8 protein-coding genes are annotated in these 6,377 nt (G+C 69.0%); 2 read left to right on the top strand and 6 right to left on the bottom strand.

Features of this window, described 5'->3' with window-relative positions:
- Together ACWDU1_RS07135 and ACWDU1_RS07130 are read right to left on the bottom strand one after the other, a co-directional pair.
- Window positions 1-305: DMT family transporter (locus ACWDU1_RS07135; protein WP_449996381.1), on the bottom strand; the 305-nt coding region annotated here is incomplete at its 3' end.
- Between the two features lies 1 nt (window position 306).
- Window positions 307-954, bottom strand: coding sequence for an FMN-dependent NADH-azoreductase (locus ACWDU1_RS07130; RefSeq protein WP_449996380.1), 648 nt, complete (start codon window positions 952-954; stop codon window positions 307-309).
- Between the two features lie 103 nt (window positions 955-1,057).
- On the opposite strand from ACWDU1_RS07130, the gene ACWDU1_RS07125 reads away from it, so the two are divergent.
- Window positions 1,058-1,654, top strand: coding sequence for a TetR/AcrR family transcriptional regulator (locus tag ACWDU1_RS07125; protein WP_449996379.1), 597 nt, complete (start codon window positions 1,058-1,060; stop codon window positions 1,652-1,654).
- Window positions 1,655-1,693: 39 nt separating this feature from the next.
- Here the strand turns inward: ACWDU1_RS07125 and ACWDU1_RS07120 are convergent, their stop codons facing one another.
- Window positions 1,694-2,323 (bottom strand): glyoxalase, encoded by a 630-nt coding sequence (locus tag ACWDU1_RS07120; protein WP_449996378.1) that lies wholly within the window; start codon window positions 2,321-2,323, stop codon window positions 1,694-1,696.
- 344 nt (window positions 2,324-2,667) lie between these two features.
- Here ACWDU1_RS07120 and ACWDU1_RS07115 point away from each other — a divergent pair, with 344 nt between their 5' ends.
- Window positions 2,668-3,402: an alpha/beta hydrolase gene (locus tag ACWDU1_RS07115; protein ID WP_449996385.1), complete on the top strand. Its 735-nt coding sequence runs from the start codon at window positions 2,668-2,670 to the stop codon at window positions 3,400-3,402.
- Between the two features lie 58 nt (window positions 3,403-3,460).
- Here ACWDU1_RS07115 and ACWDU1_RS07110 read toward each other — a convergent pair whose 3' ends face one another.
- The 3 genes from ACWDU1_RS07110 to ACWDU1_RS07100 form a co-directional block, all read right to left on the bottom strand.
- On the bottom strand, window positions 3,461-4,324 hold the full coding sequence (locus ACWDU1_RS07110) for an alpha/beta fold hydrolase (RefSeq protein WP_449996377.1): 864 nt from the start codon (window positions 4,322-4,324) through the stop codon (window positions 3,461-3,463).
- 102 nt (window positions 4,325-4,426) lie between these two features.
- On the bottom strand, window positions 4,427-4,684 hold the full coding sequence (locus ACWDU1_RS07105) for a hypothetical protein (protein ID WP_449996376.1): 258 nt from the start codon (window positions 4,682-4,684) through the stop codon (window positions 4,427-4,429).
- Between the two features lie 2 nt (window positions 4,685-4,686).
- On the bottom strand, window positions 4,687-6,363 hold the full coding sequence (locus tag ACWDU1_RS07100; protein WP_449996375.1) for an FAD-dependent oxidoreductase: 1,677 nt from the start codon (window positions 6,361-6,363) through the stop codon (window positions 4,687-4,689).
- Between the last annotated feature and the right edge of the window lie 14 nt (window positions 6,364-6,377).

Genomic DNA, 6,377 nt, shown 5'->3' with positions numbered 1-6,377 from the left:
CCGCGGGCCGGGCCGCGGCGCTGGCCTTGATTCTCGGCGGGCTCGTCCTGGCCCGCGCTGAACGGGTCCTTGTGGAGCAGGATGCCGAGGATTATCGCCCCGAGCGCACCGATACCGGTGAATATCGCGTAGGCGGTGCCCACCGGCAACGTCTGCATGGCCCGGGACAGCAGGTATACGGCGGTGACCCCGAGCACGACGCAGATCAGGCTCGGTATGGGTCTGGTGAAGTTCTCGGTCGGTTTGATGCTCTGCGACCAGGCGATTTCCACCAACCCGGCGGCGGCCAGGGTTACCCAGTTCATCTCAGTACTCCCCGGCCAGTTCGCGAACGGTCGTCAATGCGCGGGCATAGGACCGGTCGTGCTCGGCACGCCGGTTCGCGAGCGCCGGGTCGTGGCGGGAGTTGGCGAGTTCCGCGTGGACGAAGACGGTATCGGAGACGGCGAAATGGCCTGCGAAGAAGTCGCGCAGGAAGCGTTCCTGGTAGTCGTAGGCCGCTTTGGGTGCGCCGGGAGAGTAGGCGCCGCCACGGGCGCTCGCGACCACGAATCTCCGGTGGCCGAGCGACATGCGTGGGAAGGTCACCTGGTCCAGCCATGCCTTGAGTGCGGCGGGAACCGAGTAGTTGTACATCGGGGTGCCGATCAGGACGACATCCGCCATGAGCAGTTCGGTCAACAGCGGCTCGACGATCCGCCAGGCGGCGGCCTGCTCCGGAGTCCGTACCAACTCGCCGAGCCGCGCGGGATCGGTACGGGGCAGGGTGAGTACCGCGTCGCACAGCTGGGTCCACGCCTCCCCGATGAAAGGCACCGGTTCGGCCGTGAGGTCGCGGTAGCGGTAGCCGCCTCCCGGATTCCGGGCCCGCCACGTCTCGGCGAAAGCCGCGCTCAGTTCCCGGCTGATCGAGACCCGCCGGGCGCTGGCGTCGAGGTGTAACAGAGTGCTCATGGTCGCCTCCCTTAAGTGGACACTATGTCCGCTTGATTCGGCCGACGGTACACATAAATGGACATACTGTCCACTTACCGGTCGATTCCGCTACAGTCGAAACATGCGACCCCGACCCGATCTGCTCGCGACGGCGCGGCCGGCCCAGGCCGAACGCGCGGACGCGGCGCGCAATCGCGCCAAGGTCCTCGCCGCGGCGGCGGAGTTGTTCGCCACCCGGGACCCGGGCGCCGTGACCATGGACGACATCGCCAAGGCCGCGGGTGTCGGAAGGGGAACTCTGTACCGCAGGTATCCGGACACCGGGTCCGTCGCGACAGCCCTCCTCGACGAACACGAGCGAGCCCTGCAGGAGCGACTACTCACCGGACCGCCACCACTCGGGCCGGGCGCACCTCCCGCCCGAAGGCTGGCCGCGTTCTACGCGGCGATGGTCGAACTACTGGACACCCACGCGCATCTCGTACTCGGCGCGGAAATCGGCGGTGCGCGTTTCACCACGGGGGCCTACGGGTTCTGGTATGCACATGTGCGATCGCTGGTCACAGCGGCAGGATTCCCGGAGCCCGATGCCATGGTCGATCCGCTGCTCGCACCGCTGGCGGCCGAGGTCTACCGGCAGCAGCGCGAGCGGGGACTGACCTCCGAGCAGATCATCGAGGCACTTCGGGTGATCGCCGAAACCGTTCTCGCCGGGTGAGCGGGGCATTTCACCGCGGCCCCGGCCGGTGACACCGGCTCAGGCCGTGGTTTCCCATACGAAACCGTCCGGGTCGGTGAACGAATCCATGCCGCTCGCCATCACGATGCGATGCGATCCGCTGCCCTCCGGCGACATCCGGGCGTCCTTGGCCGCGGCCTTGCGCGGATACATCGCCAGGGTGACCGGCGAACCCGGGTTGGCGAACTCGGCGTACTTCCCGCCAAAACTCTTCGCGACCGTGAATCCGCGATCGGCGTAGAACCGCTTGCTCGCCTTGACATCTGCCACGCCCAGCAGCAACACCAGGTTGTCGATCTCGCGGGTGGCCGGACCGGCATCCTTCTTGTTGGAGGTGTCGACCTTCCAGATCGTGCCTTCCGGTCCCCGCAGCACCGCACCGTAACCCCACAGGCTCTTCTTCGCCGGCTCGACGATGGTGAATCCGGCCGCGACGGCGGTGGCGACGAAGCCGTCGACGGTGGCGGGCCGGCCGACGACCAGCGACAGCAGGAAGCCGCGGAAGCCGGAGCCGGATGCGTGTGCGGCACGGAAGCCGATCCGGTCACCGAGGCCGAAGGCGGCCTCGTAGCTCGCGGCGGCGGCCGCGGGATCGTCCACTTCGAGTTCGATGGTGATATCGGTACTGGTCTTCGTGATGTTTTCCATGCCCACAACGTTAGGAACGGGCCGGTCCGGTGCCATCCGTGCCGACCACGGAACCCACCACGGAAATCGGTAGGTGTTCCACCGAAGGCCACTCGGCCCGTCACTGATGCCGCTCCGACGGGCCCCGGCGGCGACATACCCGGCCGAGGGGCCGGGCCCCGGCCCCGTACGAAAACCCGTTGTCGGGCCGCGGCGGCCGGTGCTACCTTTCCGGGGCCGTGCCAGAGAACGAGGAGGTGGTACCCGTGAACGCAGTATCGACATGGGTGCTCCCCTCCGGGGTCACGGTCGGGCGGTAGGTCGCCCGGGAGCGCCGTTCCATGGCATTCCCGAAAGGCACGACCATGCATTTCACTTCCGAACAGCACCTCGATGACGACGTCGTCGAACGCGAGTTCGTTCTCGGCGACATCCCCGGCATCCTGTGGACACCCGCCTCCGCGCCCACGCCGGTGCCGCTGATCCTGCTCGGCCCGCCGCCGCTCGGTCTGGGCAGGGTGTACCCGCTACTGGCGGCCCGCGCCCGGCACACCGTGGCGCAGGGCCACGCCGCGGCCACCCTCGAACTCCCCGGCACCGGCGCACGCCCCCGCGACGCCGCCGCCGACGCGGCCCTGGCCGACCTGCACCGGGCGCTGGCGGCCGGTGGGCCGGTCGACGACGGCATCGTCGACCGGTTGATCCTCCCGCTGGTCGACCAGGCGGTCCCGGAATGGCAGGCCGCCCTGGACGCCCTTCTCGCGCTGCCCGGGATCGGGGGTCCGGTCGGCTACTCGGGCGGGGTGATATCGATCGGTGTCCGGCTGGCGGTGGTCGAGCCGCGGATCGCCGCCGCCGTGCTGTTCGCCGGGAGTTTCGTACCGCGGCGCATCATCGAGCAGGCCCGGCAGGTCACCATCCCGTTGCACGTCCTGTTGCAGTGGGACGACGAAGGAAACGATCGGCAACAGGCCCTGGACCTGTTCGATGCCTTCGCCTCTACGGAGAAGACGCTGCACGCCAATATGGGCGGGCACACCGGCGTCCCGCGATACGCGGGCGACGAGGCGAACCGGTTCTTCACCCGGCATCTGAGGTAGTGCAGGCCCGGTGCCGCTGCCGGATGAACCCGGCGGCGGCACCGGGCGGCCTCGGGTCTCAGTCCCGGCGGGTCAGGAAAGCGAGTACGGCGGATTCGAAGGCGGCCTTCTGCTCGATCATCGCCCAGTGCCCGCAATCGGGGAATACGTGCAGTTCGGCCTTGGGAATGGTGCGCATGGGGATCAGGGCCATATCGAGCGGGCTCACCCGGTCGTCGCGCCCCCAGGTGACCAGGGTGGGCGCCTTGACCCGGTGCAGCATCGCCCACGGCGGCGGGGCGTCGGCGGCGTCCATGGCCCGGACCATCGCGGTGAAGGCGGCCTTGCTGTACATCCGCCGGGCGCTCTCCAGGGTGGCGGGATCGGTGGCCTGCTCCCAGCGTTCCTCGATCATCCGCTCGGTGACCACGGCGGGGTCGTACACCATCGAATACAACCAGGCGATCAACCGGTCCCGGGTGGGGTTCTCGGTGAATTCCTGCAGCAACCGGATGCCCTCTCCCGGGCCGGGGCTGAAGATGTTCTTGCCGATACCGCCGATGGTGACGATCTTGCCGACCCGGTCGGGGTGGGCGATGGCGTAGTTCAGCGCGACCCCGCCGCCCATCGAGTTGCCCACGATATCGACGCGGTCGAGACCCAGGGCGTCCACGAACCGGACCACCGCTTCCAGCGCCGTCACCATGGGATGGCCGCCGAAATCGTCGCTGACGCCGAAGCCGGGGAATTCCAGGATCAGGCACCGGAAGCGCTCGGCGAAGACCTCGAGGTTGCCGCTGAAGTTGCGCCAGCCGGTGACCCCGGGCCCGGACCCGTGTAGGAGCAGCAGCGGCGTGCCCGAACCGGCCTCGTGGTACCGCAGGAGTCCCGCGTCGGTGCGTACTTCCCGCAGCGTTTCCGCGGCGCCGAGTACCGATGTCATCGTCCAACCTCCATCTCGCCTGCTTCGCCGAACACGGTGCCACTTCCGAGGCTTTTCGCGTGGGCGTTTCCCGGTGAACGGGCAACCGGGTGGGTGCCGGGCTCAGCCGAGGCGGCCCGGCACCGGCTCCCGCCGTAGCCCGTCGGTGGGCAGTTCGCCCTCGGTGACCGCGCGTTCGATCGAATCGCGCAGTGCCGGGCAGGTGGGAATCCACTGGCTCGGTTCGCCGAGGGCGGCTCGCCGGGCGAACTCGGGGCAGGCCGATTCGGCGTCGTCGAGCCACTGGACGCTGGTGTGGCTGGGGCTGAACTTCTCGACCAGCACTCGGTTTCCGCAGTTGGCGCACTGTATGGGTTGCACGGTTACTCCTCGGTCGGCCGGTTGCGGGCCGCGTGGCGGGCGCCGATGTAGCCGAACACCATGGCGGGTCCGATGGTGGCGCCCGCGCCCGCGTAGTCGTTGCCCATGACGGCGGCGGAGGTGTTGCCGGTGGCGTACAGCCCGTCGATCACGGTGCCGTCCGCCCGCAGCACCTGCCCGTTCTCGTTGTACACCAGCCCGCCCTTGGTGCCCAGGTCGCCGATGCGAATCCGTAACGCGTAGAACGGCGCCCGGTCGATGAGATCGAGGGTGGGGTGCGGGAGCGACGGGTCGCCGTAGTAGTTGTCGTAGGCGCTCTCGCCGCGCCCGAATTCGGTATCGCGGCCCGCGCGCGCGGATTCGTTGTAGCGCAGCAGCGTCGCCTCGAGCGCCGCGGTGGGGGCGCCGATCGCCTCCCCGAGTTCGGTGATCGTCTTCGCGGTCACCACCAGGCCCGACGAGAGCCAGTCGGCGGGGAACTTCTGGCCGGGCATGATGCCGCCGATCGGATACCGGTTCTTGGCCCGGGCGTCGAAGATCATCCAGGCCGGATCGTGACCACCGGCGAGCTGGGCGTGCACGAAGGTGACATACGGCGCGGCCTCATTGGTGAACCGGACACCCGCGGCGTTCACGATGATCGACCGGGGAATGGACCGTTCCGAGACCAGGACCTGGTTGATCCCTTCGGGCCGCTGGAACGAGGGCATCCACCACGCGTCGTCCATGAGGTCGACGGCCGCGCCGGCCTGTTCACCGGCCAGGATGCCGTCACCGGTGTTGTCGGTGGAGGCGGCGCTGAAGTTGTCCCGTCCGCCGGGCGGGAGATGCTGTTTGCGCAGGGCCTGGTTGTATTCGAAACCGCCGGTCGCCATGAGCACGCCGTGGCGGGCCCGGATCCGCACCTCGCGTCCGTCGCGTTCGACGACCACCCCGAGCACCGCGCCCGTGTCGTCGGTGATCAGCGAACGCATCGGCGTATTCAGCCAGAGCGGGACGCGGGCGTCGCGCAGCGCGAGCCGCAACCGGGCGATGAGGGCGCGGCCGAGGGTGTCCATATGGCGGCGCAGCACCACGGCTTTCACCGCGCGCAGACCCGTCAGCAGCGCGGTCCACCGAGCCCGCCAGGTCCGGGTGACCATATTCAGCTGGACGAAATCCTTCGAGGTGATGAACAGACCCGGCGGGGTGGCCAGCGCGGCCGGTCGCAACCGGTCCTCGTCGGCGCCGAGTTCCCGCAGGTTCACCGGCAGCGGCTCGATCGAACGCCCCGCTGGCCGGCCGCCCGGGGCCTCCGGGTGATAGTCGGAATAGCCGGTGCACCATTGGAAACGCAAGTGCGGACCACTGCTCTCCAGGAAGTCCAGCATCGCGGGGCCCTGGTCGATGAAGGCGTCGAGATTGGCCGAGGGCACCCGGTCGCCGACCACCGCGTCCAGATAGGCGCGCACATCCGCGCGGGAATCGCGCAGCCCCTCCCGCAGCAGCACCGGGTTGTTGGGGACCCAGATCCCGCCACCGGACAGCGCGGTGCTGCCGCCGTAGTAGGCGCCCTTCTCGATGACGAGGGTGTCCAGGCCCCGGTCGGCGGCGGCCAGCGCCCCGGTGAGACCACCGGCGCCGCTGCCGGCGACCAAGAAGTCCACCTCGTGATCCCAGTGCTGTTCGGTAGCGGGCACGGTTTTCTCTCTTC

The sequence above is a fragment of the Nocardia sp. NPDC003345 genome (assembly GCF_053589395.1).
The sequence above is the reverse complement of the archived record's forward strand: the minus strand, read 5'-3'. Positions and strand labels throughout refer to the sequence as shown.

What these genes read in the sequence shown, in the direction of transcription:
- ACWDU1_RS07130 (WP_449996380.1), bottom strand. Translation starts at nt 954, where the DNA reads ATGAGCACTCTGTTACACCTCGACGCCAGCGCCCGGCGGGTCTCGATC.
- ACWDU1_RS07125 (WP_449996379.1), top strand. Translation starts at nt 1,058, where the DNA reads ATGCGACCCCGACCCGATCTGCTCGCGACGGCGCGGCCGGCCCAGGCC.
- ACWDU1_RS07120 (WP_449996378.1), bottom strand. Translation starts at nt 2,323, where the DNA reads ATGGAAAACATCACGAAGACCAGTACCGATATCACCATCGAACTCGAA.
- ACWDU1_RS07115 (WP_449996385.1), top strand. Translation starts at nt 2,668, where the DNA reads ATGCATTTCACTTCCGAACAGCACCTCGATGACGACGTCGTCGAACGC.
- ACWDU1_RS07110 (WP_449996377.1), bottom strand. Translation starts at nt 4,324, where the DNA reads ATGACATCGGTACTCGGCGCCGCGGAAACGCTGCGGGAAGTACGCACC.